Raw genomic sequence first — 25,368 nt, forward strand, 5'->3', positions numbered from 1 at the left:
AACAGGGCAGGACATGGCTAAGCAGGCATCCCTTGTCGTGAATGGCAAAGCCGTCGCGGTCTCGCGCGGCGACAGTTTGCTGGAGGGGGCCATGGGCGGGGGTATCGTGATTCCGCATGATTGCTGCACGGGGCAATGCGAGACCTGCCGCGTCCGCGTCTATGCCGGCGAAGTCGATGCAATGGGAACGCGACAAGGCGATACCGTGCTGGCCTGCCAGGCGCGGGTCATCGGCGACGCCGTCCTCCAGTTCGATGCGGTTCCCGAGATACGCAAGCTGGCGGCGACCGTCTCGGCCATCCGCCCGCTCTCGCCCGACATCATCGAAACGACGCTCCTGCTCAGGAAGGATTTCACCTATCTCCCCGGGCAATACGTCAAATGCAAGTTCAGCGGCTATCCGAGCCGCGACTACAGCCCGACCTTGCGCAGCGATGGAACGGGGGAGCGCAATGAGCTGATCCTGCAGATCCGGCGCCAGGTCGGCGGGGTCGTGTCGCCGGATCTCGGGACGCGTATCCGCCCAGGGCACAAGGTGACCGTGCAGGGACCTTACGGCAGTGCATTCCATCGCACAGACGGCGGCCGGATCATTCTGATCGCCGCCGGCACCGGCTGGGCTCCCATCTGGGCCATTGCCCGCGCGGCACGTTACCGGGAACCCTCGCGGGAAATGGTCGTGATCGTCGGTGCGCGCGATCCTCGCAATCTCTACATGGCAGAGGCGCTGGCATGGTTGGCTGAAACCGGCGTTGCCAGCATCGCCCCCACCAGCAGCGGCGGCAAGGCAGCCGGCATCCTCAGCGGTCGCCCCACCGATCACATGCCGGCGCTTCGGCCGGATGACACGGTCTACGTGGCCGGCTCCTACGAGATGGTGGCGGCGGTGCGGATGCGTTGTGAGGCTGCCGGCACGACCTGCTACGCTGACCCGTTCATCGCCTCGGTGGCCAAGCGGACGATCCGGGACAGGATCGCGGGCCTCCTCTTTGCGCGCACTGCAAACTGGCCCGGGACATCGCAGACCCGGGCCGCCGCCGAAAACCTTCGCCCCTGACGCGGCCGCGCCTCTCGGCGCTCAGGGCGCGATTGGAATGGCGCCGAATTCCCGGATCACACTGCCCGCATCCGGAATGCGGGTGAAGGCGATGAACTTCTCCGCCGCCGGCGTCAGCGCCCCTTCCTTGTAGACATAGGCCACCTCGCCGCTGCTCGAATAGCGCGGATCCAAGGGATGCAAACCGTCGATCTTCAGCACCTGCGTGCCGATGTCGAGAACCCGGCTATACGGCCCGAAGCCGATCGTGCCCTCCGTCAGGCGCACGGTCTCGACCGCTTCCTGGGTCGACGTCGCAGTCTTCGAGCGCTCGGTGATCTCGAGTTCTCGCCAACCGGGCATCGTCGCCCGCAAGGTCGTGAGCGTGCTGTCGGCTTCTTCGCGCCGGACGACGCGAATGCGCTGGTCGGCTCCGCCGACGTCCTTCCAGTTGGAAATCCGGCCGGCATAGATGCCCGTCAATTGCTCGCCGCTGAGCTGCGCGACGCCGGCGCTGGGATGAACGAAGAAGGCGCACGCGATCTTGGCCACCGGCACATAGATCAGGCCGCGTGCTCGCTCGGCATCGGTGAGAACCCGGGCGACGCGCGCCAGCTTCGCCGTTCCCGAACCGACCGCGGCGATGCCACCGCCTGAGCCGATGCTGGGTGGAATCTTGACCTCGATGGTCGGCTCGGCCGCCCTGAAGCGCTGGGCCACGGCCTGAAGCATCTCCACGCCATCCCCGGTGCCGACCACGATCAACTCGTCTGCCCTGACAGGGTTAGAGAGGGTCAGAAGACCAAGAATCAATGCAATAGAGCGCGGTGTCATAGATCGATAAAATCTTCCGCCACGGGATGATCAGAATTGCCATGACTCCGTGAACAAATTCTAACTGAAAGCGCAAAAATGATAGGTATCTTCTTATACTTATGAATTTACGTAAGCTTCAATGGTTGCTGCTAGAGTGGATGGGAATTTACGTTGTGGAGTAGGCTTCGTGCCGCAGGATCGGGCCAGCGTCAGGCAGATCGATGAATCTGGCCGAATGGATGGGGGCCTGCTGCGCCGTCTCTGGAACTCGATGGGCGCCCGGAAAGCGCGCCTGCGCACGGCTTGGCGCGACTGGATTTCAACCGCGCATATCGGAACGCATCTCGCCTTCGTGGTGATGCTGACGGGAGCCGTAACCTTTGCCGTCGTCGGGCTCGTTGCCCTGTGGCGCCTCAGCGAGGATGCCGTCGAACAGGCCCATGCGCTGGCACAGCTATCCCGCCAGCAGATCGCTCGCAGGCTCGATGCCGAGGCCCTGCTCGCGCAGGCGCGCGTCTCCGTGCTGCTTGGCGAAGCCAGCCGGCAGACGCGGTATCTCGCCCAACGGCTCGACATCGTGAAGGCGGTCGGCTCCGCCAATCACGTCGCGATCCAGGAGTTGCTGGCCCCCGCCAGCGTGACCGGCGAACTCGACGCTTTGCTCGTCGCCGATGCGACCGGAACCGTCATTGGCGGCAGCCGCGCGTCAGACCTGCTCGCGGCTTCGGAAGCCCTCTCCGTCCTCGGCGTCAAGGAGGCCATCACCTCGATTTTCAAGGATAATCGACGCCTGGTCAGATGGTCGCATCATGCAACCTACCGGGTGTCCGAAAGCTTCAACGTCGCGGTAGGGCTCCCGGAAGGCCGAACGATCGCACATCTCGCGATCGAACCGGTTTTTGACGACTTCGGCGATGTGGTGGGAGCGCTGATGGGGCTGAGAACACTCGCCCCTTCGGAGAAGACGCTCGAGCTCTTCGCCGGAATCGTCCAGGCCGGGGTCGCGGTCGTGGATGGCGACAGGATCATCTCCGCCAGCGGTGAGCCGCCCGTCGGCCTGAAGCCACTCGCTCCGCAAACGCCGGACGGTCTCATCGGCATGGCCGGCAGTGGGCGCGTGGCGCGCTGTGTCACCGACGAACTCGGTCTTCGGATCTGCGTTCACGTCGACGCCGCGCAGGTTGAGGAAACGCAAAAAGAGCTGCAGCGCATCAGCGAGCGTCAGGCGGGGACCCTGTTTCGATGGTTCCTGCTTCTCGCCGCCGGCGCGCTCGGCGTGCTGGTCGTGGTGGTCTTGATCAGCGTCAAGCGCGCCACCCGCGGCCTGCCTCAATTGGCGTCCGCCGCGACGTCGGTGGCGCGCGGCGATCTCGACATCCCGTTCAACGCATCCGGCATCGGCGAGGTACGCAGCCTCGGGCAAGCCTTCGAAGTGATGCTCTCGAACCTTCGCGAGAGCCTCGGCCGCATTCGGCAGCTTGCCTTCTTCGATCAGATGACGGAGCTCGCCAACCGGGAGAAGATCCGCATCGACGGGATGAGCACCCTGCTGAGCGGCAAGGATGTCGTGGCCTTCTTCTTCATCGACGTCGACCGCTTCAAGTCCATCAACGATACGTTCGGCCATAAGACGGGCGACGTCCTGCTTCGGCAGTTGGCCTCTCGTCTCAAGCAGTTCTTCGAGGAGCGGCTGGAGGCCGGAGACTTCCGCCATTTCTCGGCCGGACGCTTGAGCGGTGACGAGTTCCTGATCATTCTGAACGGTCCGCTGACCATCGATGGTCTCCGCGCCTGTGCAGAAGCTCTGATCCACAGATTGAGCGAGAATTACGTTATCGATCGTACCCATATGACGATCGGAGCAAGCATCGGAATCGCCGTCTCCGGTCGGGACGGCGTCAGATATGACGAGCTTCTCGTCAACGCCGATGTCGCGATGTACGAAGCCAAACGGAAAGGGCGGAACTCTTTCGCGTTCTTCACCGCGGAAGCAGCGGAGCTCATGCATGAGCGGCGAGCGCTCGAGCAGGATCTGCGCACCGCCTTGCGGAACGGCTCTCTCGACGTCTTCTACCAGCCGATGATCTCTCTGGCCGACAACGGAGTTGTGGGAGCCGAGGCTCTGGTGCGTTGGGCGCATCCCTCGCGAGGCGCTATTGCACCTGGAAAGTTCATCAGTATCGCGGAAGAGGCAGGCCTGATCGCCGAACTCGGCCAATTCGTCCTCGCGCGGGCGATCGAGGAGCTTCGCCATGCGAACGACATCAGGATCTCGGTCAATGTCTCGGTCCTGCAGCTGGAAGACCCGACTTTTGCCGCCTCGGTGGAGAACTGCCTCCTGAAGGCAGGGGTGCCGCCCTCGCGCCTGGAGTTGGAGGTGACCGAGTCCGTAGCCATGCGGGCATCGGACGTCGTTCAAAGACAGTTGCGGCAATTGCGGGCGCTTGGCGTCCGCTTCTCGATCGACGATTTTGGAACCGGCTACTCCAACCTCTCGATGCTGGCCCGCCTGAAGTTCGATACGCTCAAGATCGATCGTTCGCTGGTTCAGGGCGCGCGAGCGGGCGTCGAACAACAGGTGATCGTCCGGACGATTCTGTCGTTGTCGCGCTCGCTGGGCTTCGGCACGATCGTCGAGGGCATCGAGCAGGCCGAGGATCTGGCCTTCGTGATGAGGGAGGGTGCCGATGTGGCTCAAGGCTACTATTTCAGCGAGGCAATTCCGATCGGGAGCTTTGAGGCCTTCGTGAATGCGAGACGTCTGCGCCGGATATCCAGCTCAGGTAAAGCGCATCTGACCCGGCTCGAATCTTATGCGGATATCAAGCGCCTCTCGCGATAGGCCGCCAACGCTCGGGCCGACTTGCCTGACGATCGCATCGGACCCGATCTCGCATGCCTGCTTATTTGGAAGCGCGGTGAGAAGCGGCGGCGCCAGCGGCCTGCGCCGCTTGCGCAGGCCCTCTTCCAGCCTTTGGCTTGGTCGTCGGAGGGAAACCTTCGCGAGCGGTCAATCGAGCGGTCGCGGTTTTTCAGCGGCCGTTTACCGGAGCGCGATAGTTCATCATGCATGTATTCCCGTCCAGTGACGGAGGAGCCGCCGTGCCGCCCAGAGCAAATGCCCCTGCCGGCGGTTTCGCCCCACATCTGCATCGCTTCATGAGCGTGACGCTGGAACTTGCTCCTGACGTTCTCGTGCCGCGCCAGGAGACCGAGCTGCTCGGAAGAAACGCGATCGCGATCCTTCACGACCGCGCTCCGGGCTCCACGGTGATCGACATGTGCTGCGGCTCGGGCAACCTTGCCTTGGCCATCGCGGCGGAGGTTTCATCGGCCCGGGTCTGGGCGGCGGACATGACCGACAGCACGGTTGCGCTGGCCCGCAGCAATGCCGAACGTCTGGCCGTTCAGGACCGTGTCGCCATCAGGCAAGGAGATCTGTTCGGTGCGTTGTCGGAGGATGGGCTTGCCGGCGCTGCCGACGTCATCGTCTGCAACCCGCCCTATATCTCGACCGCGCGCCTCGAAGGCGAGAGCGCCCATCTGCTCGAAGCCGAGCCGCGCGAGGCCTTCGACGGTGGGCCTTACGGCATCTCGATCCATCAGCGGCTGATCCGCGACGCGGTCGATTTCCTCAAGCCGGATGGCTGGCTGCTATTCGAATTCGGGCAGGGGCAGGACCGCCAGATCGCCGCGCTGATAGCCAGAACCAAGACCTATGACCCCGTGACCTTCGCTACCGACGAGGACGGCGTGCCGCGCGTCGCGCTCGCTCGCAAACTGCGGAACGCAGATTCCGCGACCTCATCCTCGGCCGGTTGAGCATGAGCCAGGTTCGTCCCCTGCAGGCCGCGGATATTCCGGCTGTCGCCGGGCTCTTTCAAAGGACCTTCCGGAACGGCAGGAGACCGCCGCCTCCGGCGCTCGAAACCTATCTGCGCCGGCTGTATCTTGAGGGGCCGGTGTGCGACCCGGATATCGCATCCCTTGTCCATGTCGCGAGCGAAGGCGACATCTCCGGCTTCGTCGGCGTGAACGTGCTGCCGATGAGCCATGGCCCCCGCAAGCTGCGTGCGGCCATCTGCGGTTCGCTGATGGCCGAGCAGCGGACGAACGACCCGATGGCCGGCGCAAGGCTGCTCAGGACATTCCTGGCCGGGCCGCAGGACATCTCCTTCAGCGAGACCGCGAACGCACTCTCGACCCAGATGTGGACGAGACTGCGCGGTGTCGCCCTGCCCCAATACAGCCTGGACTGGCTCCGGGTGATCCGCCCCTCGGCCTTCATGCTCGACATGGCCTCGCGACGGATCGGCGCCGCCCGCTTGCTCGACCCACTCGCGCGCGGGCTCGACCGCTACGTTCGCGGGCGGATGCAGGAGAACGAGCTGCGCTGGACCGGTGTCCCGCAGATTTGGACGAGCAAGGGCCTCAAGGTCACCGAAATCGATCAGGCCGGCTTTGCGGCCCTCGTAGAGCCGCTGACGCGGCAGTTCGCCCTCCGCCCCGATTGGAGCGAGGAGCAGCTTGCACACATCATCGCCGAGGCGTCCCGGAAACCGGACTATGGCGAGGTGGTCTTCGCGTCCGTCTCCTCTGCCACAGGGGCCCTGACCGGCGCCTTTCTCTACCATGCCCATCCCGGCCGGGTCGCGCGCGTCCTGCAGGTTCTGGCCATGCCGGGACAGGCTGGAGCCGTCATAGACTGCCTGATCGGCGATGCGGCTGAGCGCGGCGCGGCCGGTCTGCGCGGCCGGACGCAACCTGCCCTGCTCGCCGCGATGCTGGGTCGGCGGGTTGCCTTCACGCAGCCCGCCTCAACGGTCGTGCATTCGCGCGACGAGGAGCTGGTGAACGCTTTCCTGAGCTCGCAAGGCTTCTTCAACGGGCTGGCCGGCGAACACTGGAACCGCCTGGCCGGAGAGCCGTTCGAGTAAGCCGTCATTGCTTCGCTGCGCTTGCAATGGGGGCGCACGCCGCTGATATGTGCCCGCACGACCGAAGGCGAGAATCCCGCCAAGCAGAATGACGATTAGTAGTTGCCTTCCGGGTCGCTTGGGCTCTCATTCGCGTAATCGACGTATGGAAACTGTTCCCGAAAGATGATCGCTCCGGACGGGCCCCAAGTGAACACGGTGCCGTTCCAAGTTCCAAAGGTTATGCCGCTTCCGTCGGGACGCTTGAAGAACCAGCGCGTGCCGTCGCGATAATATTGGAGATGAATTGAAGCTTTTACCCGCGCTTGTGTATACTGCGCCAGCTTGAAGCAAAACTCGTTACCGTCATATCCTTGCATTCCCTCACATTCGGGGCACGTGTTTATCCGGGCCACCAGGCAAGAATAGATAGATATCTGTTCGATTTTACCTTCGATCTCGCCGAATTCGTTGAGATCCGTGCGTGTAAGACCGGGACCGGCCTGTGGATGGTTGAACCTTCCCATCCCGCATTGAATATAACCAGGCAGGCCGTGCGCCATAAAGATGACGCGCAAGCGTCCGCCATACCTGTCGCCACGATCTTTGATATTGTCGACGATCCAGCGGAATGGCGTATTGGAATCGACCTCCAACACGTCGCCGAGTGGCTTGTAACCGGCGAGGCGCACGTCCCGCACGATAAATACCTGCTGCTTCGTGGCCCTCGGTGCGACTACGATCCGCAAGCGGATCCACACGCCGACGCCCTGGCCAACTTCCAAATCGCACGAGCCGACGCCTGCGCCGAAAATGCTGAGGATGCGCACATCGCCCATCACGCCGTCGTTGAAATCGTCATATGCGGCGATCTTTCCATTCGCCGATCGCGCCCACAGCCTGTCGCCACCCCACAAGCCGATAAAACGGCGTTCGCCAGCTGGAATTGCTATTTGTGATACCGATTGCGGCGCGAGGCGACTATCGATCGTATAGCCCTCTGCCGAGGCACCCAGCGGCTTTACGAAATGAGCCATGACGACCTCATCCGCTATCGACAGATCAGCAGCCTATTCCGTGCGGGGATCATCTTCAATAGCAAGCTGTCACAAGGCTCGCTCACACCTTTGCCAGCTCTTGAGTTGGATGCTCCGTGAACCGCTCACGGCTTGTGCTCGTCAGTTCCCTAGGGCATGTTCGCTTTTCCTTGAATCGCGGTCATGCTCTAACTCACGGTTTAGTCGCATTTTCTTCGCGCGACCCGGCGTCAATTTAACCAAAAATGCTCTGAACATCGGAATATTCGGAAAACCTGTCCCGACTTTCCGGTCTGACACCTTGGATCGCCGCCTCCGCAATGATGCGGATTGCCGCCCGCCTCCCGCAACAGCGTCGATCTCAGCCGTCGATTTCTGTGACGGGGCGGACGAGCTGCGGGCCAAGGTGCAGATAGCGCGTCGCCCTGCGCTTGGCGGCGATATCGGCCCAGACCCGTTCGACCTCGACCGCGGTCAGCTTCGCGGCGGCGCCGACCTCTGCTGCCGAGATGCCATTGTTGAGGCCGAAGAGGCAAAGATCCATGCGATCGTAAGGCAGGGAGAAGTAGAACTCCTCCTGCGTCTGCGCGAGGGAATAGGTGTCGGTCGTCGGCGGCCGCCGGCGGATCTCCTCGGGAATACCGAGATGGGTGGCGAGCGCATAGACCTGGCTCTTGTAAAGATGCGCGATCGGCTTCACGTCCGCGGCGCCGTCGCCGTTCTTCACGAAGAAACCCTGGTCGTATTCGAGCCGGTTCGGCGTACCCAGCACGGCGAAATTCAGCCGGTCGGCGTGATAATACTCGATCTGCTTGCGCGTGCGCTGCTTCATGTTGGTGGCTGCGACGATGCCGAGATAGATCGCTGGCGGCATACGCAGCTTCGTCTGGCGGCCCTCGGGGTCCTGAACCACTAGCGAGGAGATGTTGTAGCCGTCGCCGGCGAGAGAATTGGCGATGACGATCTTCGAGGCCCAGCCAGGCCCGTAACCCGGCACCAGCTCGCGGATGAAGGCATCGCGCCGCTCATAGCAGCCCATTGCCAGCAGCGTCGGTCCGATATCCTCCACTGCCGCCTCGACGCCAAAGGTCTCGGCGACCAGCCGGCCGAGGCGCAGGCTCTCGGGATCGGAGTCGCTTTCCGGCATGAACAGGCAGAAGACGTTCTTCGCCCCGACAGCGCGCACGGCCAGCGCGACCGAGACGCTGGAATCGATGCCGCCGGAAAGACCGAGCACGAGGCCGCGCTTGCGCATGCCACGGAGCTGCCCGCGCAGTCCGGTCACGATGCGGTCGGTTTCCGCGGTGTTGTCGAGCATCAGCACGTCAGCCGAGAAGGCGGGACGACTCGGCGCAGGAGAGATGTTCATTCCGCCGCTCCCAGCGTTTCGGCCGCCAGCCTTCGGCTGACCTTTCCGGTATCCGTCTTCGGCAGCTCATGGCGGAATTCGATGAGCTTCGGCATCATGAAATCCTCGAGATGAACAGCGCAGTGGCGAATGATGTCCCGTTCGCTCAAGCTCTCGTCCGAGAGAACAACAACGGCGGCGATGGCGTGGCCAAGCACCGGGTCCGGCACACCGGTCACCACGGCTTCGGCAATGCCGGGATGGGCATGGAGAACCGCTTCGACTTCCTTCGGAGCAACCTTTTCGCCGCGCGTCTTGATGATGTCGTCCTTGCGGCCGACGAAATAAAGGAAGCCGTCGTCATCCGTCCGGAACAGGTCGCCGGTATGGAGGCGCTTTTCCCAGGGAAACGGGCCGGGGCGCAGCATCTGCGCAGTCGCGACTTCGTTGCGCCAATAGCCCTGCATGACATGCGGTCCGCGGATGACCAGCTCGCCCGCGACGCCGGGCGGCGCGCGGTTGCCCTCATCGTCGACGACGATCGCTTCCGTGTTGGGAATGGCGATGCCGACGGAACCCGGCCGGCGGTCCAGCTCCTCCGGTGGCAGATAAGTGCAGCGCTTGCATTCCGTCAGGCCATACATGGAATAGAGCCGAACGCCGGGGAAGAGTTCGCGCAAGCGCGCGATGTGCGGAGGCGGCAGGGCCGCGGCGGTGTTCGAGATATAGCGCAGGCTCGGCAGGAAACCCGGTTCGACGTCGCGCATCTGCAGGATCAGCGCGGCCATCGTCGGTACGAGTGGGAAGCCGGTGACCTGCTCGGCGCGGATGCGCTCGAAGATCGCCTGCGGAAAGGCGAAGGACTTTTCGAGGACGAGGGTCGCACCAAGCCGCATCGCCATCAGCAACTGATAGAGGCCGTAGTCGAAAGCCAGCGGCAACACGTTAAGGATGATGTCGTCGGGGGTGTTGCGCAGATAGCTGGTGATCGAGTCCGCGGCAGCATCGATATTGCGATGCGTCATCATCACGCCCTTGGGACGGCCCGTGGAACCCGAGGTGTAGATCAGCATGGCGAGATCGACGTCGATCCCGCCATGGTTCACTGGCTCAGGCGCGACTTCGAGACAACCCTCGAAGGAGGCGGCGCCATCCGGCACAAAGCCCGATGGTCCTTGCGTCGACGCGACGAAGAGCGGCCGGTCCGACAGCGCGCGCGCCTGCGCCACGATGGGCATCAGCTTCGCCTGGGTCAGGATCGCCGCAGCCTCGCAATCGCCGATGACGTAAGCGAGCTTGTCGGCCTTGGTGGAGGCGTTGATCGGGCTGAAGGTCGCGCCCGCCTTGAGAACCGCGAAGATCGAGACGACGGCTTCCCAGCAATTGTCCATGAAGACGAGAACACGGTCGCCGCGCTGCACGCCACTCGCGGCGAGAGCAGCCGCGAGCCGATTCGACAGGTCGTCCAACTCGTCATAGCGCAACCGCGTCCGCTCGGTGACCAGCGCGGTCTTCGCGACACGCGCCGCCGCGTTTGTGATGAGGAATTGCTCGACCCGCATGAACCAGAACCGTCAGGCCGCCGCGAGCGCCGCGGTCTTCAATGCGATGAAGGCCGTGATGCGCGCCAGTGAATCGAGATTGGCCGGCACGATATCGGCGTCCGCGACGGCGATCTCGTAGCGGTCTTCGATGAAGGCCACGAGTTCCAGAACGCCGGTCGAGTCGATGATGCCGTTCTCGATGAGCGAGTCCGTATCGGCGATGGCGTGGGTGGTGTCGCCGAACAGAAAATTCTCGATGACGAAGGCCTTCACGGTGTCGCGGATCGTATCTGTCATATCGTTTTCCTCTCTTGATGGTGTCAGGCGGCCTTGGCGCTGCAACTGCCTGTGCCGGTGAAGGCCGTCAGCCACAGTTGCGTCGACAGAATGCCGACGAAGGCCGCATTGTCGCGAAAGCCGGAGGCCGGGTGGCGACTGCATTTCTCGTGCAGCTTTGCCACCGCCTTTGGATTGAAGAGGCCGCCGGCACCGATCTCGGCTTCGCTCAGCGCCGTCCGGACATAGTCTCCCGCCCCCGCCCCCACGAAGGATTGGCTGTCCGGCGCGCGATAGGGCTGCTTGGGTCGCCTGCCGATCGCGGGCGGCAGCAGATCCTTGGTCGCCTCGCGGAGAATATGCTTCTCCACGAGCCCCTTCAGCTTCATCTCGGGAGGAAGCCCGGCGGCAAACTCGACCAGACGATGGTCGAGGAAGGGAAAGCGGCCCTCGATGCCATGGGCCATCGCCATGCGGTCACCCTGGCTCGACAGGATATAGCCGGGCAGAAGGAAGCGGGCCTCCAGATATTGCGCCTGGTGCAGGGGGTGCCAGCGGGCGAAAGCCTCGGGCAGCCGCGCTGCGAGGTCCTCGGCGGCATCATATCCCGACAATGTGGCCCGCAGGTCACCCGAGAAGAACAGTTTCGTCGCTGCCGTGCCGTCGAGCCGCGCCCGATGGGAGAACAGCGGGTCGTCAAGCCCCGTGCCGCCAGCCCCGAAGAACGAGGCCAGATATTCGGCCGATTGCTGCCTCAGCCCCGGCAGATAGGGGTAGAGCTTGCGGAACAGATGCGGCCGGATGCGGGAGCCGGGCTGCCTGGCGCAGAAGCGGCGAACCCTGGCCTCCTTGAAAATATCGTAGCCGGCAAAGACTTCATCCGCACCTTCGCCGGTCAGCACCACTTTCAAGCCGGCCTCGCGCACGAGGCGCGAAAGCTTGTAGAGCGGGGCCGGGGCAGTCCTGAGGATCGGGCGCTCGGTGAAGCGGATCACATCGGGAAACACGGCGGCGATATCGCCCTCGCCGCAAGCGACGGAGCTGTGATCGGTGCCGAGCGCGCGCGCCATCTCGAGCTGAAAGGCGCTCTCGTCATGTTCGGCGCTGGCGAAGGTGACCGAGAAGGTTTTCAGCCGGCCCGGCGCCATGCCCGCCGCCAGCGCCGATGTGATGGAGGAATCGAGGCCGCCGGAGAGATAGGAGCCGACCGGCACATCGGCGCGCATGCGGATGCGCGTCGCCTCCGTCAGCAGGGCGCGCAGTTCCTCGGCCGCGGCGCGCTCGTCCCGGTGCCGGGGCAGCGTCTCTCGGTCGGGATAGTCCAGTTTCCAATAGGGCCGCGTCGAGACGCCGCCCTCCTGCACGATCATCAGGCTGGCAGGTTCGAGTTCGTAGATGTCGCGGAAGGCCGTGCGCGGCGCGATCGGAGCCCAGAGCGTGAAGATCTGGTCGAGCGCGACCGGATCGAGCTCGGCCACGACGCCCGGGACCTGGAGCAGCGCCTTAACCTCCGAGGCGAAGTAGAGCCGTTCGCCCTGCCTCGTATAGAAGAGCGGCCGAACCCCCATCCGGTCGCGCGCCAGAACCATGCGGCGGCGGCGACCGTCCCAGAGCGCAAAGGCGAAATCGCCATTGAGCATGGAGACGCAATCCTCGCCCATCTCGTCATAGAGATGCAGGATCACTTCAGTGTCGCTGCTCGTCCGGAATTGGCGACCTTTGGCGCGCAACTGCTCGCGCAGTTCCACATAATTGAAGATCTCGCCGTTGAAGGCGATCGTCAGTTCCCCGGTCGCATCGGACATGGGCTGCTGGCCGTCGCCGAGGCCGACGATGGACAGCCGCGCATGGCCGAGGCCGGCTGCTTTTGCGGTGAAGAAGCCCTGCCCGTCCGGGCCGCGATGCGCAATGGCGGCCGTCATCCTTTCAAGGAGCGCCCTCCCATCCCGGACAAGGCCGAAATAGCCGCCAAAACCGCACATGCCGAGATAATTCCGAGTCTATCAGCGCGGCTCGGACTATAGCCAGCAACACACCGGCAGGCGTTAAAGATCCGCGGCTATTCGCAGGAATGGTAAATTTGACGTCGCGTCCGGGACGCTTTTTTCCCGCAAATACGGCTCGGCCGAGAGGCGCTCGTCAGGCAAGCGGAAGGACGCGCAGAAACATGGGTCCCGCGCGGACGTGGCGATCTCGCCCTCGCAAGCCGGCGCGCAAGACAGGAAACGTCGACGCGAAATGCCCGTCGCGCGGGTTCACCGGCGGTGGGTTGACCGTTCCGCCGGTCGGTCCCGGCATCAAATTCGCATCGACGGAAACGGAGCTGGCCCGGCAGCGTCGTCCTCGGCGCATCCGGAAATCGGTCAATCGCGAGGAGGCTTACCAGTGCATATACACGCATATGCCGAGATTGTGATTCCAGCGTTACTTGATCATCCCGTAATTCATACTAATTCGTGAGCGATAATACCTAATATCACCTCGACAAAATTTTCCATCGATTTAGATTAGAGCTACATTTTATTTTATAGATATTTTTATATTCGGAAGAAATACGTGGATATCATCGGTAATACATTCATCAATATCAATCTCCCTTCCGTTGAAGTCGAGCATTTGATCTCATATTATGAACGTATATTGGGTTACAATTTTAGGCACGAGGCAGAAACGAGCGGATCAGGCAGCAACAAACTCCTCTCGATCAAGGTCGCCAACACGACAATCATGTTGTCGAGGGTGTCGCAGAGCCTCGAAGGAGCTTTCGCCGATTGCCCGGATAACATCACCGCCATCTTCGTCCTGTCGGGGGATGTGAGACTGGAGGTCGAGGATGGGCTCCTGACTTGTCGCAGAGGCGACGGAGTTGCGCTGAACACCTCCCTGGCGCGCCGCGTGACCTTTTTGGCGGGAACTGAATTCTGCATGTTCAGGGTCAGGATCGATGACATCGTTCCGCTCCTGGAAAGACTGGCCGGCCGGCGGCTTGAAGAGCAGCTCCAGATCACCACCAGCTTCGATATCCGTTCAGGAACCGGGTCCGTGCTTGCCGCGATTCTCGCTGCGACCGTCGTCGGATCGGCGGGGGACGATACCCAGGCGATCTCGCCATGCGCGGCCGATTTCCTCCAATCGAGCTGGGTCGCGCTCGTTCTGGAAAATCTCCCCCATAATTACTCGCAGGGCATGTCGCGCGGCAGCACGCAACATGCTCCCCTGCACGTCAGGCGAGCCGTCGACTACATTCTCGCCCATGCTTACGAGGATATTGCGGTCCAGGACGTAGCTCGCGCGGCGGGGATCGGCCTTCGAACGCTGCAGCAGAGTTTCAGAAAGGTCCTGCAGACGTCGCCGCAGGAATACATCAAAGCCGCCAGGCTCCACGGCGCGCGCCGCGAGATCGAGGATCCGCATTCGGAGCACTCGGTCGAGGAGATCGCGCGTAAATGGGGCTTTGCCAACCGCGGTCATTTCGCCGCGCAGTACCGCAGGCTTTTCGGCGAGCTGCCGTCCGAGACCCGCCGCGCACGTTGAATGCCGGCCCAGCCGAGACGGAGCGGTTCCGGCGACGCCGACGCACAAGTTTCGCACATGGTAAACGCGGGGTTACGCGACGACCCCGCAGTGACTCCGGGAGCGCACGCCCGACTCGCCGCGCGAATAATCGTAAAGAATTGGATAATATTCGTCGCGGCACTCTTAATATGTCATCAATCTAGCTCGTAAGAAATGCGCCCCCAGATGATGCTTTCATTTGGAGGCCGCCAAGGATGCCGCGGACGACACCGGAACGGATCGCCACACCGGTTCGACTCAGCTTGCCGACCGATTGTTCGATCAGGGGCATCGGCGCCGTCGCGGAAAGGATGCGCGACCTGCTTGCCGCAGGCCAACCCGCCGAGATCGACTGCGCGAATATCGAGGCCGCCGACATTGCCCTCGTGCAACTCATCATCAGCGCCCGCCGCAGCTTCGCCGCGCGCAGGCTGCCGCTGACGATCGAGGGGGCTTCGGCCGCCGTTCGTTCGGCCTTCGCCCGCGCCAGCGTCTCGCTGGCGTAAACACCCGCCTTCTTTCCGGAAAGTGACGATTATGGCCAGCGTTCTGACGGTGGACGATTCTCCCAGCATTCGACAGATGATCAAGCTCGTCCTTGGCGGAGCCGGCCACGAGGTGGCCGAGGCCGGCGATGGCGCCGATGGGCTGGCCAGGGCGAAGGCGCAGCGCTTCGACCTCGTGATCACCGATCTCAACATGCCGGTGATGAACGGGCTGGACATGATCCGCGGCATGCGGGCACTGCCTGGGCTCACCGGCGTGCCGATCGTTTTCCTGACGACCGAATCCAATGACGCGGTGAAGCAGCAGGCCAAGGCCGCCGGCGCGACGGGCTGGATCACCAAGCCCTTCAAGCCGGAACAATTGCTGGCGGTTGTCGCCAAGCTGGTGCGCTGATGCTGGACCTCGATCCGGCAGAGACCTTTCGGCAGGAAGCCGCCGAACTGCTCGAGACGCTTGAGACGGTCCTGCTCGACCTCGGTCAGCGGCCCGGAGAAGGCCATCTGGTCGATGCAGCCTTCAGGGCCCTGCATACCATCAAGGGCTCCGGCGCCATGTTCGGCTTCGACCGCGTCGCCGCCTTCACCCACGATTTCGAAACCGCCTTCGACCTGATCCGCAAGGGTCGGATCGAGGCGAACCATGACATCGTTACCGTCGCGCTCTCGGCCAAGGATTACATCCGGATCCTCATCGAAGATCCCGACTCCACAGACGAGATTATCGGGGAGGCTACCGTAGCGGCACTCCACCGCTTGGTCTCGGGGCTCGAAGCAGCGCCGGCAGAGGCGCATGCGCCGACCGCGTCTGATCAGGCGCCGGGTTGGCTGATCGACATCGCGTTCCGGCCGGACATCCTGCGCAACGGTACCAATCCGCTGAACCTCCTGGACGAACTGCGCGACCTCGGCCCCTGCACGATCACCGCCCGTCTCGACGATGTGCCCGATCTCACCGCGCTCGACCCGGAGGGCTGCTTCATCGCCTGGCGAGTCGCGTTGAGAGCCTCGTGCCCGCGCGAGGCGATCGAAGACGTCTTCATGTTCGTGCGCGACGAAATGGCACTCGCGATCACGCCGTTCGACGCCGGCGCCTCGCAGGAAACGCTGGCTCCGTCCGGGGGCGTGGTCGATGCCGATGCCGAGACAGTACCCGCATCGGCCGCGCCCAATCCGTCGGTCGCCACCACGGACAGGCCCGTCGAAAAGACCGAATACAATCGCCGGGCGGACGACAAGAGCTCGACCGTGCGCGTCCAGGCCGAACGGCTCGACGAGCTCATGGATCGTGTCGGGGAGCTAGTCATCGCCCAGGCTCGGCTCTCCCAGCTTGCCCATGCCAGCGACGACCTCGCCATCAAGGCGATCGCCGAGGAGATCGAGAGGCTCGCCTCCGGCCTTCGCGACACGACCATGGGCGTGCGCATGGTGCCGATGGGCTCGCTCTTCGGGCGCTTCCGGCGTCTCGTCCACGATCTCGCCCGCGATCTCGCCAAGCCGGTCGAATTCGTCACGGTCGGCAAGGACACCGAGATGGATAAGACGATGATCGAGCGCCTCGCCGACCCGCTGGTCCACCTGATCCGCAACGCCATCGACCACGGCATCGAGAGCCCCGAGCGCCGTGCCATTGTCGGCAAGCCGGCTATCGGCCGCATCGAGCTCTCCGCACGCTATGTCGGTGCCCAGGTCCTGGTCTCAGTGCAGGATGACGGCGGCGGCCTCGACACCGCCCGTATTCGCGCCAAGGCCGAGGAGCAGGGCCTGCTTCAGGCCGGAGCTGGCGTCTCCGACCACGAGGTCCATCAGTTCCTCTTTCACCCGGGATTCTCGACCGCGCGGACCGTCTCCGCACTGTCCGGCCGTGGCGTGGGGATGGACGTGGTGAAGCGCACCATCGAGGGCATGCGCGGCTCGATCGATCTGGCCACCCTTCCCGGCCGAGGCTCATCCGTGACGCTGCGCCTGCCCCTGACATTGGCGATAATCGACGGACTGCTGATCCGGGTCGGCGGCGGCCGCTACATCATCCCGCTCTCGGCGGTCGAAGAATGCATCGAGCTGACCGCGGCCGACGAGAACCGCTCTAGGGGCCGCAGCTTCCTCAGCGTGCGCGGAGAGCTCGTCCCCTTCCTGCGGCTGCGCGAGCAGTTTAGCGCGGAAGGCGACCCCGACCCACATCCCAAGGTCATCATCATCTCGACCGGCGAGGTCAGGGTCGGCCTCGTGGCCGACCAGATCATCGGCAGCCACCAGACGGTGATCAAGTCGCTATCGAAGCTGCATGCCGACGTCACGATGTTCTCGGGCGCCACCATTCTCGGTGACGGTTCGGCGGCGCTGATCCTCGACGTGGCCCAGCTGGTAGGGCTCGGGCAGATGCAGGCCGAAATCGAAAAGATGACGGAGGCGGCGTGATGACGCGGACGCAACCGCCCCTCAAGCAGGGCAGCCTCTCTCCGAACCCTGCTTCGCGAGGTGCCATGAAGGCCCTGATGATCGGCCTCGGCCCGGAGATCTTTGCGATCGAAACCGAGATGGTCCGGGAGATCATCGATCCCGTGCCGCTGACGCGCGTCGCCGGAGCCCGTCCGCATCTGCCCGGACTGATCAATGTCCGCGGCAACATCATCCCGCTCGCCGATTTGCGCGAGCGCTTCGGGATGCCGCAGGTCGAAGCCGCGCCCGACACCCGCATCGTGGTGATCGAGGTCGAGATCGACAACGACCCCGTGACGCTCGGCATCATCGCCGACAAGGTCTACGAGGTCACCGAGATCTCGCGAGATGATATTCAGACGACGCCACGAATCGGCATGAGCTGGCGACCCGAATACATCCAATTCATTACCAAATGGAACGACGAATTCATCATCGTTCCGAGTATGTCGACCATATTGATCTAATAAAATTGGCGAAAACGGGGGCTACCCATGCGATTTACTATCAAAGCGAAGCTTGCGACGTCATTCGGCGTCATCATCGCCCTTTCGGTCGCCGCGGGGGGAATTGCCTATAACCGCCTGGCGGAGATGGAGGCGGCCCAGCAGCGCATCTTGCGGCAGGCCAAGCAGGTGAGCCTCCTCGGCGACCTGCAGGCGGAATTCGAAGGCCAGGTCCGCTCCGAGAAGAACGTGATCCTGGCGTCCGAGGGCCGCGACATCGAGGCTTTCGCTGCAGATGTGCTCCAGCGGCGGGAGAAAGCCGGCAAGATCCTCACCGAGATCGAGCAGAGGGCGAGCGATCAGGGCAAGCTTCTGCTCGACAAGGTCATCGGAAATCGAAAGGCGCTCGACGCCATTCAGGACGAGACCATCCGGCAGGCCAAGCTCAATTCCGGCAACAAGGCCGAGGCACTGTGGACCGCGCGCGGCCTTCCCGCTCTGAACGCCCAGAATGCCGCCTTGGACAGCCTCGGCCGCGATCTCGCTCAGCAGGGCGGCGCGGCATACGAGGCAGCTGCGCGCCAGGTTCTGATGATGCGCTATCAGACCGCTCGCGCCCTCCGGATGACCTATGAGATCTTCACCGCGGCTGCCGAAGGCGAACTTGCCAGCCGCAGCGCGGCCGCTCTCGCCCAGATGGACATCCTGCGCCCGGCCACCGCATCGGCCCTGTCGGCGCTGAAGGACGCGGGTCTCTCGATCGGGCCTATCGAAGTCCAGTCCGAGCAGTTGCAGACGGCCATGAGGGGCGCCATCGAGGTCGCGCGCGAAGGCGGGAATATCAAGGCGACCCAGCTCAGCAAGGGAGACGGGCGCAACGCGCTGAACGCCACGATCGCCGCCATGGATCAATACGCCGCCTTCGCCGAAAGGCGGATGAGCGAGATCAGCGCCGACGCGGCCGAGGTGGCGAGCTTCGCCAAGATGCTGCTGACGTCGATCGTCGCGATCTCGGCCTTGATCTCCGTCGCCGTCGCGGTCTGGACCGCTCTCGGCATCAGCCGTGGTCTGGCCGGTGCCGTCGGCCTCGCCAATGCCGTGGCGGCCGGCGACCTGACACGCACCATGACCGTCCGGAGCGATGACGAGGTCGGCGACCTGCTGACCGCCTTGAACGGCACCGTCGAGCGGCTGCGCGAGGTCGTGTCCGATGCTTTGCGTGCCGCCGAAAACGTCTCCGCCGGCTCGCAGGAGCTGTCGGCGAGCGCCGAGCAGCTTTCGCAGGGTTCGACGGAGCAGGCCTCCTCCACGGAGGAGGCCTCGGCCTCGATGGAGGAGATGGCGGCGAATGTGAAGCAGAACGCCGAGAATGCCAGCCAGACCGAGCAGATCGCGGCCCAGTCGGCCAAGGATGCGGAGGCTTCGGGCACCGCGGTCGGAAAGGCCGTGGACGCCATGCAGACCATCGCCTCCAAGATCACCATCATCCAGGAGATCGCGCGCCAGACCGACCTGCTCGCTCTCAATGCGGCCGTCGAGGCGGCCCGGGCAGGCGAGCACGGCAAGGGTTTCGCCGTCGTCGCCTCCGAGGTCCGCAAGCTCGCCGAGCGCAGCCAGGCGGCGGCCGCCGACATCGGCACGCTCTCGACCGATACGGTCAAGGTCGCGCAGGAGGCCGGCTCCATGCTCGCCAAGCTCGTTCCCGACATCAAGAAGACCGCCGAGCTGGTCGAGGAGATCACCGCCGCCTGCCGCGAGCAGGATGTCGGCTCCGCGCAGATCAATCAGGCCATCCAGCAGCTCGACAAGGTGACGCAGCAGAATGCCGCGGCTTCGGAGGAGGTCTCCGCGACGTCCGAAGAGCTAGCGGCCCAGGCCGAGCAGCTTCAGACCGCCATCGCCTTCTTCAAGATCGATGCGGCCGGCCCGGGCGTCGACCGTGCGGTGGAGCAGCTCAAGGCGCAGGCGGCCAGGATGAAGACCGCCTCCGCCCCGAAGGCAGCCAGGCCCGTGGCCAGCAAGCCGACCGCGGCCAAACCACAGACCAAGGCGGCCTCGGGAGGGTTCTCCTTCGATCTCGACGACGCCCATGATGCGCGGGACGCCGAATTCCGCCGCGCCTCCTGAAGCGCGCGGGCGCTTCGCTCCAGCGGAGCGCCCATCCCGCCGGCATCCGGCGCACGACGATTTCCCTTGGCGGAGACGGCTTTGACCCAAAACGCACAATATCTGACGCTCGGGATCGACGGCGAGTCCTTCGGCATCGATATCGCGCATGTGCGAGAGATCCTCGACATGCGGCCGATCTCGAAGCTCCCGCATGCCCCCGACTTCCTTCTCGGCATGATCGACGTGCGAGGCGCCGGCTTCCCGATCGTCGATCTGCGTACGAAGCTCGGCATTCCGCGCGTCGCACCGACGGAGGCGACGCGGATCATCATTCTGGACGTGCCGCTGGAAGGCCGGACTCTTGGCGTCGGTTTCGTTGCCGACCGTGTCTTCGAGGTGACGAGCCTCGATTCGGCGCAGACCGACGCGCCGCTCGACGTCGGAGGCCGTTGGCAGTCGAACTATATCGCCGGCCTCGGGCGCAAGGGCGAAGCCTTCGTCATCGTCCTCGACCTCGCGCGGCTCATGGCAGGCGCGGGGGTTCCCTCTCACATCGATGCGAGCGAAGCCGCGTGATGGCCCCGGCGACGACAGAGCCCATGAGCGATCAACTCAAAGAGCGGCATTTCAATGCCATCGCGAGCCTCGTCGAGCGCAATGCCGGCATCAAGCTGCCGCGCACCAAGCGCACGATGGTCGAAGGCCGCTTGCGCAAGCGGGTCCGTGCGCTCGGCCTGAGCAACCTGGCGGACTATGGCAGCCTGCTCTTCGAACGCGGCGGCCTGGACAAGGAATATGTGCACCTGATCGACTGCGTCAGCACGAACAAGACCGACTTCTTCCGTGAGCCGAGTCATTTCACGTTCCTGTGCGACACGGCAGTGCCTGCGCTCCGCCGCCTGCACGGGGCGCGCCCGACCAGGCTCAAGATCTGGAGCGCTGCCTGCTCGATCGGCGCCGAGGCCTATACCATCGCGATGGTTCTGCAGGACCTCGCGAACGCCACGCGCGGAAGCTCAGGCGAACTGAACTTCTCCATCCTCGGCACCGATATCTCGACGCAGGTTCTCGCCGCCGCGCGCGACGCGGTCTATCCGGCATCCTTCGTCTCGCCGATCCCGGCCGCGCTGCAACAGCGCTATCTCATGCGGTCCCGCAACCCCGCGCAGGACACGGTGCGGATCACTCCGGAGCTGCGCCGCAGGGCACGTTTCGAGCATCTGAACCTGATGGACGAAACCTACCCTTACGACCGCGACATCGACGTCATCTTCTGCCGCAACGTACTGATCTATTTCGACCGGCAGACCCAGGCCGCGGTGCTGTCCCGGCTGATGTCCCATCTGCGCCCCGGAGGCTACATCCTGCTGGGGCATTCCGAATCCATGGCGGGAGCCGGGGTGCCGGGCCTGCATTCGGTCGCGCCAACGGTCTACCAGGCAAAGCCGGCCGCCCTCGGGAGGAGCGCAGCATGACGCGCAAGCCCATACGCGTGCTCATCGTCGACGATTCCGCCTCGGTGCGGCAGGTGCTGAGCTCGATCCTGTCGCAATCGCCCGGCATCGAGGTGATGGGCACGGCTGCCGACGTCTACGCGGCGACGCGGCGCATGCAGAACGAAGTACCGGACGTGCTGATCCTCGACATCGAGATGCCGGGGATGGACGGCCTGACCTTCCTGCGCAAGATCATGGCGCAGCGGCCGATCCCCGTGATCATCTGCTCGACCCTGACCGGAACCGGCTCGCCCACCCTGTTCGAGGCGCTGGAAAGCGGGGCCGTCGAGGTGCTGGCCAAGCCGCGGATCGATACGCGCAACGCGCTGCTGGAGACCGCCGACCGGCTGCGCCATGCGGTCCATGCCGCCGCGCAGGCCAAGCCGCGGCCTCGGGCCGAGCGTCCCGCCATGTTGATCGAAGCGAAACTTACGGCCGACGTCATCATGCCGCCGCCGCTTTCCGGCCGCTTCCACGCGCGCACGGATCGCATCGCCTGCATCGGCATCTCCACCGGCGGCACCGAGACGTTGCGCGAAGTGCTGGAGGCGCTCCCGGCCCACTGCCCCGGCATCGCCATCGTCCAGCACATGCCGGAGAAGTTCACCGCCGCCTTCGCGCGCCGGCTCGACGGCATCTGCGCCATGGAGATCAAGGAAGCCGAGGATGGTGACGAGATGAAGACCGGCCGCGTGCTGATCGCCCCCGGCAATCGCCATATGCTGCTGCAGCGCGTCGGCCAGCACTACCGTGTCGCGATCAAGGACGGCCCCCCGGTTTCGCGGCACCGCCCTTCCGTCGACGTGCTGTTCCGGTCGGCAGCGCAATACGCCGGCAGCAACGCGCTGGGCATCGTCATGACCGGCATGGGCGACGACGGCGCTCGCGGCCTCCTGGAAATGCGCAAAGCCGGCGCGCGGACGCTAGCCCAGGACGAGGAAAGCTCGGTCGTTTTCGGCATGCCGAAGGAGGCGATCGAATTCGGCGCGGCCGAACGCGTCGTGCGCCTGCAGCTCATCGCACAGGAAATCATGGCCTGGCCGCTGGCGGCGCGCGCCGCCGCTCCCGCATCGAGGCATGCGTGAGGGCGCGATGAACGCTCCAGCAAAACCTCTGACGCAGCTAATCACGTCATTGGAGGATCACGCCCGCTCGGTCGATGCGACCTTTGCGGTCGCCGGCCGCGATCTCGGCAGGGGGCTGAACCTCTTCGACACCTTGAAGGAACGGCTGACCGCCCTTTCCGGCCGGCTCTCCGGCGACAGGATCATCGCGGCGCGCGGCGCTCTGGCACGGCTCGCGGACGATCTGCGCCCGCTGCGGCAGACGCTGGCCGCGGAAACCCGCTCCTTGCTGGACATCGCAGCGCATAGCGCAGCCGCCGGCCAGACCTGGGAGAAGCTCGTCGAGCATATCCGGCTGATCACGATCATCGCCCATTACGCCCGCATCGAGTCGATCTCGTTTCAGGGCGTGAGGAGCGATTTCGGCGACTTCGCCAACGAGATCTTCGAGCTGACGACCCAGGCCCAGCGTACGATCGAGGCCTGCGCGCGCGATCACGCCCGCATGAGCAAGCTCCTGGCCGCAGCGCTGGCTTCGCAACGCGAATTCGAGACGCAATATGGCGCCGCGCTCTCGTCGCTCGCCGACAAGCTCTCGGTCACGCTGGCCGAGGTCGAGGCTCGGCAGCACAGCGGCATGACGCTCGCCAGCGAAGCGGCGGCGCGCTCCGGCAAGATCGCGATGGCGGCGGGGATGGCCATCGTCGCCTTGCAATCCGGCGATAGCATCCGCCAACGGCTTGAGCATGCGACCGTGGGACTACGCATGGTGGAGACATTGGAGGAGGGCGGTCCTGCTCAGGGACTGCCGGCGGAGGCCCTTCCGCATGCCCGAGACCTGCTGCTCAGGATCGAGGCGGCACAGCTCGAGGCGAGCGCCGCGACTCTCGGCGAGGACGCCGCGGCGATCGAACAGAGCCTGCTGCAGCTGCGAGACGATACCGTCGACCTGGTCGACCTCGTCCGTTCGCTCCACGGGGCGGGCGGCGCGGATACCGGCTCCTTCATGGCGCAGTTCGGAGCCGATCTCGCCCATGCTTCAGTGCTTCTGGGCAAGTGCAACAGCGCCCGTGCCGGTGCCGACCAGGTTGCGCATGCGTTGACCGCGCTGCTCGACACCTCCCAACAGACGGTCGACGCGCTTGCCGCCACGGTCTCGAATATCGTTCTCATCGGCACGAACGCCAGCCTGCGGGCCGCGCGTGTCGGCAGCAACGGCCGCAGTCTGGTCATCATCGCGCAAGAGCTGAAACTGGCGGCCGACCTCGTGGCCAGCGTCTCCCGGCGCCTGCCGCCGATCTTCGAACAGATGCAGCGGGCTGCGGGCGAACTGAAGCGCCAGGATCGGCTCGATGCAGCGCATTTCGGCACACTCGATCGCGAGATGAGCACCGCGCTCATCGTCGTGCAGGAGACGGCCTCTGAACTGGCCTTGGAGCTCAGCCGCCTGATGCGCGAGGGTGCGACCTTCGGCAAGGCCTTCGATCAGGCCCGGCTCGGCTTCTCCGGCGCCGCAGCAACGGGAGAGACCATCGGAGGGGCCGCATATGCGCTTGCGGCAATGGCCTCCGACGACCATGCCGTTCCCCCGGACATGAACGAACGCGTCCGGAGCTGGCTGACCGGCGCCATATGGCCGCATTACACGATGGCGATCGAACGGACGATCCACCTAGGCGTGATCGAGCCCGTCTGGGACCTTGCGGCGCAAGCAACGACGGCAGAGCCTGCCCTCGATGACGTCGATGCCCTGCTGTTTTGATGCCCGGCGAGCGACGGATCCGCTGAACCCCGAGCCCGTCTCTGCCTTCCCAGCTGAACCCGCCATGCGGCCATGGCGGGTTCAGCCACTATCGGGTGGCTCTCGCCGCGTTCACTCGGCGTAGGATTGCGTCGCCCAGGCGGCCTTCAGCTTCGGGCCGACATGGGCCCCCAGCGGCCCGAACCACTTCAGGTACAAGGCTTCGGCCTCACCCGATTTGAACATCTTGCCCATCGTGTGATTGACGATCCAGAGGATCGTCGGATTGAGTTTGGGCACCATGAACCCCTGCGGCGCGTAGCCGTATTCGTCACCGACGATCTCGAGGGTGTCGGGCTTCTTCGATTGCTTGATCAGCCCGTAGAACGCGCCATTGTCGCTGAAATACGCGTCGGCGCGCCGGGTTTCGACCGCGATCAGGCCCGCCGCGTGGTCATCGACATTGATGACGCGCAGGTTGAGCTTCCGTTCGGCAACGAGCTTCTTGAGGTCGGGCTCGCTGGTTCCGCCGGTCGCGACGGCGACGATCTTGCCGTTGAGATCGTCGTAGTTCTTGATGCCCGTGCTCTTGAGAGCCAAGAGCTGGCTCGCCGAGACGTGGCTGACGGACGAGAAGTCGACCTGCTTGTTGCGCCCGAAGGTGTTGACTGTTCCCTCGCACTCCAGATCGACCGTTCCGTTGGCGACGAGCGCCTGCCGGTTCTGGATCGTCATCGGCACGTATTTGATCTTGATCTCCGGCAGGTTCAGCTCGGTCTTGATGTCGTCGATAATGCGCTTGCAGAACTCGACCGCATAGCCCGTCGGATTCTTGTTGTCGTCGAGATAGCTGAATGGAAACAGCGCCTCGCGAACGCCCATGGTGATGGTCTGGGTGTCGCGCAATTTCTTGACGATCGCGTCGACTTCTTGGGCCCCCGCGGCCGAGCTCGCCAAATTCAGGGCCAAAAATGCGCCCGCGGCTGCAGCAAGATGGAATCTCATAAGCTCTCTCCCGTTTTTGCGATCGCTCGCTTGGTGC

At 64.2% G+C, this 25,368-nt stretch carries 21 protein-coding genes; 14 read left to right on the plus strand and 7 right to left on the minus strand.

The features are described 5' to 3' along the window. Window positions 1-13 precede the first annotated feature (13 nt). Window positions 14-1,057: a 2Fe-2S iron-sulfur cluster-binding protein gene (locus AC1DE3_RS17190; protein ID WP_476797537.1), complete on the plus strand. Its 1,044-nt coding sequence runs from the start codon at window positions 14-16 to the stop codon at window positions 1,055-1,057. A 21-nt stretch (window positions 1,058-1,078) separates the two neighbouring features. Here AC1DE3_RS17190 and AC1DE3_RS17195 read toward each other — a convergent pair whose 3' ends face one another. Further along, window positions 1,079-1,870, minus strand: a complete 792-nt coding sequence (locus tag AC1DE3_RS17195) for a PstS family phosphate ABC transporter substrate-binding protein (RefSeq protein WP_476797538.1) — start codon at window positions 1,868-1,870, stop codon at window positions 1,079-1,081. A 217-nt stretch (window positions 1,871-2,087) separates the two neighbouring features. On the opposite strand from AC1DE3_RS17195, the gene AC1DE3_RS17200 reads away from it, so the two are divergent. The 3 genes from AC1DE3_RS17200 to AC1DE3_RS17210 all read left to right on the plus strand — a co-directional run bounded on the left by AC1DE3_RS17200 (window position 2,088) and on the right by AC1DE3_RS17210 (window position 6,789). Then, complete coding sequence (locus AC1DE3_RS17200) at window positions 2,088-4,694, plus strand: bifunctional diguanylate cyclase/phosphodiesterase (protein WP_476852596.1); 2,607 nt, start codon at window positions 2,088-2,090, stop codon at window positions 4,692-4,694. 317 nt (window positions 4,695-5,011) lie between these two features. Then, window positions 5,012-5,674 (plus strand): N5-glutamine methyltransferase family protein, encoded by a 663-nt coding sequence (locus AC1DE3_RS17205; protein WP_476797561.1) that lies wholly within the window; start codon window positions 5,012-5,014, stop codon window positions 5,672-5,674. A 2-nt stretch (window positions 5,675-5,676) separates the two neighbouring features. Continuing rightward, on the plus strand, window positions 5,677-6,789 hold the full coding sequence (locus AC1DE3_RS17210; protein ID WP_476797540.1) for a hypothetical protein: 1,113 nt from the start codon (window positions 5,677-5,679) through the stop codon (window positions 6,787-6,789). Between the two features lie 95 nt (window positions 6,790-6,884). On the opposite strand, the gene AC1DE3_RS17215 is transcribed toward AC1DE3_RS17210, so the two are convergent. The 5 genes from AC1DE3_RS17215 to asnB form a co-directional block, all read right to left on the minus strand. Further along, on the minus strand, window positions 6,885-7,805 hold the full coding sequence (locus AC1DE3_RS17215) for a hypothetical protein (protein ID WP_476797541.1): 921 nt from the start codon (window positions 7,803-7,805) through the stop codon (window positions 6,885-6,887). Window positions 7,806-8,166: 361 nt separating this feature from the next. Next, window positions 8,167-9,174, minus strand: a complete 1,008-nt coding sequence (gene nadE / locus AC1DE3_RS17220) for an NAD(+) synthase (protein WP_476797542.1) — start codon at window positions 9,172-9,174, stop codon at window positions 8,167-8,169. Further along, window positions 9,171-10,715 carry a class I adenylate-forming enzyme family protein gene (locus AC1DE3_RS17225; RefSeq protein WP_476852597.1) on the minus strand — a complete coding sequence of 515 codons (1,545 nt, stop codon included), beginning with the start codon at window positions 10,713-10,715 and terminating at the stop codon, window positions 9,171-9,173. The genes nadE and AC1DE3_RS17225 overlap by 4 nt, the downstream gene beginning before the upstream one ends. Window positions 10,716-10,727: 12 nt before the next feature. Continuing rightward, window positions 10,728-10,994 carry an acyl carrier protein gene (locus AC1DE3_RS17230; protein WP_441513897.1) on the minus strand — a complete coding sequence of 89 codons (267 nt, stop codon included), beginning with the start codon at window positions 10,992-10,994 and terminating at the stop codon, window positions 10,728-10,730. 23 nt (window positions 10,995-11,017) lie between these two features. Next, window positions 11,018-12,955 carry an asparagine synthase (glutamine-hydrolyzing) gene (gene asnB, locus AC1DE3_RS17235; RefSeq protein WP_476852598.1) on the minus strand — a complete coding sequence of 646 codons (1,938 nt, stop codon included), beginning with the start codon at window positions 12,953-12,955 and terminating at the stop codon, window positions 11,018-11,020. Between the two features lie 574 nt (window positions 12,956-13,529). On the opposite strand from asnB, the gene AC1DE3_RS17240 reads away from it, so the two are divergent. From AC1DE3_RS17240 to AC1DE3_RS17285, 10 genes are all read left to right on the plus strand, one after another. Beyond that, the gene (locus AC1DE3_RS17240) at window positions 13,530-14,507 is read left to right on the plus strand and encodes an AraC family transcriptional regulator (RefSeq protein ID WP_476797545.1); all 978 of its coding nucleotides are present in this window, start codon (window positions 13,530-13,532) and stop codon (window positions 14,505-14,507) included. Between the two features lie 236 nt (window positions 14,508-14,743). Then, entirely contained in the window at window positions 14,744-15,034 is a 291-nt protein-coding gene (locus tag AC1DE3_RS17245) for an STAS domain-containing protein (protein WP_476797546.1), read from the plus strand. A 31-nt stretch (window positions 15,035-15,065) separates the two neighbouring features. Further along, window positions 15,066-15,428, plus strand: coding sequence for a response regulator (locus tag AC1DE3_RS17250; protein ID WP_441513893.1), 363 nt, complete (start codon window positions 15,066-15,068; stop codon window positions 15,426-15,428). Then, window positions 15,428-17,449, plus strand: a complete 2,022-nt coding sequence (locus AC1DE3_RS17255) for a chemotaxis protein CheA (protein WP_476852599.1) — start codon at window positions 15,428-15,430, stop codon at window positions 17,447-17,449. The genes AC1DE3_RS17250 and AC1DE3_RS17255 overlap by 1 nt, the downstream gene beginning before the upstream one ends. Before the next feature lie 65 nt (window positions 17,450-17,514). Next, a complete protein-coding gene (locus AC1DE3_RS17260; protein ID WP_476797562.1) occupies window positions 17,515-17,937 on the plus strand; it encodes a chemotaxis protein CheW in 423 nt (140 codons plus the stop codon). Window positions 17,938-17,964: 27 nt separating this feature from the next. Beyond that, window positions 17,965-20,043, plus strand: a complete 2,079-nt coding sequence (locus AC1DE3_RS17265) for a HAMP domain-containing methyl-accepting chemotaxis protein (protein ID WP_476852600.1) — start codon at window positions 17,965-17,967, stop codon at window positions 20,041-20,043. An 81-nt stretch (window positions 20,044-20,124) separates the two neighbouring features. Next, window positions 20,125-20,601 carry a chemotaxis protein CheW gene (locus tag AC1DE3_RS17270; RefSeq protein WP_476797550.1) on the plus strand — a complete coding sequence of 159 codons (477 nt, stop codon included), beginning with the start codon at window positions 20,125-20,127 and terminating at the stop codon, window positions 20,599-20,601. Further along, window positions 20,601-21,500 carry a CheR family methyltransferase gene (locus AC1DE3_RS17275; protein WP_476797551.1) on the plus strand — a complete coding sequence of 300 codons (900 nt, stop codon included), beginning with the start codon at window positions 20,601-20,603 and terminating at the stop codon, window positions 21,498-21,500. The genes AC1DE3_RS17270 and AC1DE3_RS17275 overlap by 1 nt, the downstream gene beginning before the upstream one ends. Then, entirely contained in the window at window positions 21,497-22,606 is a 1,110-nt protein-coding gene (locus AC1DE3_RS17280; protein WP_476797552.1) for a protein-glutamate methylesterase/protein-glutamine glutaminase, read from the plus strand. Before AC1DE3_RS17275 ends, AC1DE3_RS17280 begins: the two co-directional genes overlap by 4 nt. Window positions 22,607-22,613: 7 nt before the next feature. Continuing rightward, complete coding sequence (locus tag AC1DE3_RS17285) at window positions 22,614-24,347, plus strand: hypothetical protein (protein WP_476852601.1); 1,734 nt, start codon at window positions 22,614-22,616, stop codon at window positions 24,345-24,347. 111 nt (window positions 24,348-24,458) lie between these two features. Here the strand turns inward: AC1DE3_RS17285 and AC1DE3_RS17290 are convergent, their stop codons facing one another. Beyond that, a complete protein-coding gene (locus AC1DE3_RS17290) occupies window positions 24,459-25,331 on the minus strand; it encodes an amino acid ABC transporter substrate-binding protein (RefSeq protein WP_441513886.1) in 873 nt (290 codons plus the stop codon). Between the last annotated feature and the right edge of the window lie 37 nt (window positions 25,332-25,368).

Source organism: Allobosea sp. 10L417, from assembly GCF_056395485.1.

Coding starts and splice junctions, on each gene's coding strand:
- AC1DE3_RS17280 (WP_476797552.1), top strand. CDS start 21,497: ATGACGCGCAAGCCCATACGCGTGCTCATCGTCGACGATTCCGCCTCG.
- AC1DE3_RS17250 (WP_441513893.1), top strand. CDS start 15,066: ATGGCCAGCGTTCTGACGGTGGACGATTCTCCCAGCATTCGACAGATG.
- AC1DE3_RS17190 (WP_476797537.1), top strand. CDS start 14: ATGGCTAAGCAGGCATCCCTTGTCGTGAATGGCAAAGCCGTCGCGGTC.
- AC1DE3_RS17210 (WP_476797540.1), top strand. CDS start 5,677: ATGAGCCAGGTTCGTCCCCTGCAGGCCGCGGATATTCCGGCTGTCGCC.
- AC1DE3_RS17200 (WP_476852596.1), top strand. CDS start 2,088: ATGGATGGGGGCCTGCTGCGCCGTCTCTGGAACTCGATGGGCGCCCGG.
- AC1DE3_RS17255 (WP_476852599.1), top strand. CDS start 15,428: ATGCTGGACCTCGATCCGGCAGAGACCTTTCGGCAGGAAGCCGCCGAA.
- AC1DE3_RS17265 (WP_476852600.1), top strand. CDS start 17,965: ATGCGATTTACTATCAAAGCGAAGCTTGCGACGTCATTCGGCGTCATC.
- AC1DE3_RS17215 (WP_476797541.1), bottom strand. CDS start 7,805: ATGGCTCATTTCGTAAAGCCGCTGGGTGCCTCGGCAGAGGGCTATACG.
- AC1DE3_RS17245 (WP_476797546.1), top strand. CDS start 14,744: ATGCCGCGGACGACACCGGAACGGATCGCCACACCGGTTCGACTCAGC.
- AC1DE3_RS17290 (WP_441513886.1), bottom strand. CDS start 25,331: ATGAGATTCCATCTTGCTGCAGCCGCGGGCGCATTTTTGGCCCTGAAT.
- nadE (WP_476797542.1), bottom strand. CDS start 9,174: ATGAACATCTCTCCTGCGCCGAGTCGTCCCGCCTTCTCGGCTGACGTG.
- AC1DE3_RS17260 (WP_476797562.1), top strand. CDS start 17,515: ATGAAGGCCCTGATGATCGGCCTCGGCCCGGAGATCTTTGCGATCGAA.
- AC1DE3_RS17205 (WP_476797561.1), top strand. CDS start 5,012: ATGAGCGTGACGCTGGAACTTGCTCCTGACGTTCTCGTGCCGCGCCAG.
- asnB (WP_476852598.1), bottom strand. CDS start 12,955: ATGTGCGGTTTTGGCGGCTATTTCGGCCTTGTCCGGGATGGGAGGGCG.
- AC1DE3_RS17230 (WP_441513897.1), bottom strand. CDS start 10,994: ATGACAGATACGATCCGCGACACCGTGAAGGCCTTCGTCATCGAGAAT.
- AC1DE3_RS17285 (WP_476852601.1), top strand. CDS start 22,614: ATGAACGCTCCAGCAAAACCTCTGACGCAGCTAATCACGTCATTGGAG.
- AC1DE3_RS17225 (WP_476852597.1), bottom strand. CDS start 10,715: ATGCGGGTCGAGCAATTCCTCATCACAAACGCGGCGGCGCGTGTCGCG.
- AC1DE3_RS17275 (WP_476797551.1), top strand. CDS start 20,601: ATGGCCCCGGCGACGACAGAGCCCATGAGCGATCAACTCAAAGAGCGG.
- AC1DE3_RS17195 (WP_476797538.1), bottom strand. CDS start 1,870: ATGACACCGCGCTCTATTGCATTGATTCTTGGTCTTCTGACCCTCTCT.